Here is a 1,411-nt window from a genome sequence, read left to right as displayed (position 1 = left end):
TTTACGGCACCGCGGAGCAGGTGGTGGCGCACATGACGAAGCGGGTGGCCGAGCGCGAGGCCGCTGAGGGCAAAAGGCCGCCGCCCGAGAAGGAAGACATCAAACGGGGAGCGTGACTAATACTGTCCGGAAGGGTGGGCCGTACATGGCGGCTCCGTCCGTGCTCACTGCTGCTTCAGCAAGGGCCGAGGAAGCTATGGTCAAGGAGAAGGGTGAAACGGGGCGGCGCTGGTACGGGACGTGGTTCTGGCGCGCGCTCACCCTGCTGGGGCTCGGCCTTGCGCTGGTCGCCCTTGGGGAGGTGCGGATCATCTCCGCGGGTGCGGGGACCACCCCGCCCGTCCTGGCCGACTACAGCCTCCTGCTCCCGAACCTCTTAGCGATGCTCGGCTTCTTGACCGCGCTGGTCGGCGCCGTGATGGCGCTGGTCACCACCTGCGCCGGCTTACTGAACGTGGCCCGCAACCGGCGCACGGCATCTACGCCGAGCAACGCCCTCCCGAGCGGGGAGGACCGCGGCCAGATTAGCTAGGCCCGGCAGGGCAGGTCTGCAAATAGCTTGTGCCGACGCTCACCCCGCCGCTACGTTTCCGCTCGAACCGAGGACGATGGTGCAGGCATGTCGGTCGAGCGCCGGACGGGCTCCTTTGGGCTGCGGCTCGTTGAGATGTTTGCCAAGCAGGTCAGGGGCCGAGCCGTGATGGAGAATGGATCGGGTGGCGAGGGCACAGCCGTGGTGGTCACCTTCCCAGACCCGAGCGCTGCACCGCTTTGATGCCCCTGGGCATCGGCCTGAGGTAAGGCGGGCTGGAGATGGGCGCCCTGTTATGGAGTGTCGTCGCTCAGAACGGCCACGCGGTCAGGGGTGAGGGCATGCAACCGCGATCAGGAGATGCCAAGCACCAGTGCGTGGACCCAACTTCGTTTCGATCTGCGGCGTCCGGTGATCGACTTACACTGGTTCGATGATCGGCAAGTCAACCCGGTTGTTTCCAGAGGCTACGGCGACCGCTTCGTTGTTGCCTTGGCCAAGCCGTTTGAAGGTCAGGCGCCACACCGTCCCATTGTTCCGCTCTACTGCGACCTGCCCGCCAACTTGACGCGCCAAGGCCTCTGCAATTGAGGAGCCTGCACCTCGCCGACCGGCAGAGGGCGGCTCGGAGACACCGATGCCATCGTCGCTGACCGTGACTTCCCCATCCGTGGCCTCAGTTGGTGCCTGGAAGGCCAGCCGCACACATCCGCGGCGCCCGGCTGGAAAAGCATGCTTGAATGCATTTGAGATCGCTTCGGATGCCGCGAGGCCGAGCGGCACTGCCATATTCAGGTCCACCCGGCAGTCCGAGGGCATAACTTCGATCGTAACCCGCTGTCCCATGCCGTAGCTTGCTGCCGTCGCTGCCGCCAGCGA

The 1,411-nt window shown here is 65.5% G+C and carries 2 protein-coding genes; one reads left to right on the top strand and one right to left on the bottom strand.

Annotated features, from left to right (window positions below):
- Positions 1-145: 145 nt before the first annotated feature.
- Positions 146-532, top strand: coding sequence for a hypothetical protein (locus EP26_RS30840; protein WP_157034005.1), 387 nt, complete (start codon positions 146-148; stop codon positions 530-532).
- A 420-nt stretch (positions 533-952) separates the two neighbouring features.
- Here EP26_RS30840 and EP26_RS34435 read toward each other — a convergent pair.
- Positions 953-1,411: sensor histidine kinase (locus EP26_RS34435; RefSeq protein WP_211259652.1), on the bottom strand; the 459-nt coding region annotated here is incomplete at its 5' end.

Source organism: Belnapia moabensis DSM 16746, assembly GCF_000745835.1.
GTDB classification, from domain to species: domain Bacteria; phylum Pseudomonadota; class Alphaproteobacteria; order Acetobacterales; family Acetobacteraceae; genus Belnapia; species Belnapia moabensis.
Note: the sequence above shows the minus strand (reverse complement) of the source record. Positions and strands in the feature narration are given on the sequence as shown.

Bases quoted from the DNA above. Each gene is read 5' to 3' on its own strand.
- EP26_RS30840 (WP_157034005.1), top strand. From the start codon at position 146: ATGGCGGCTCCGTCCGTGCTCACTGCTGCTTCAGCAAGGGCCGAGGAA.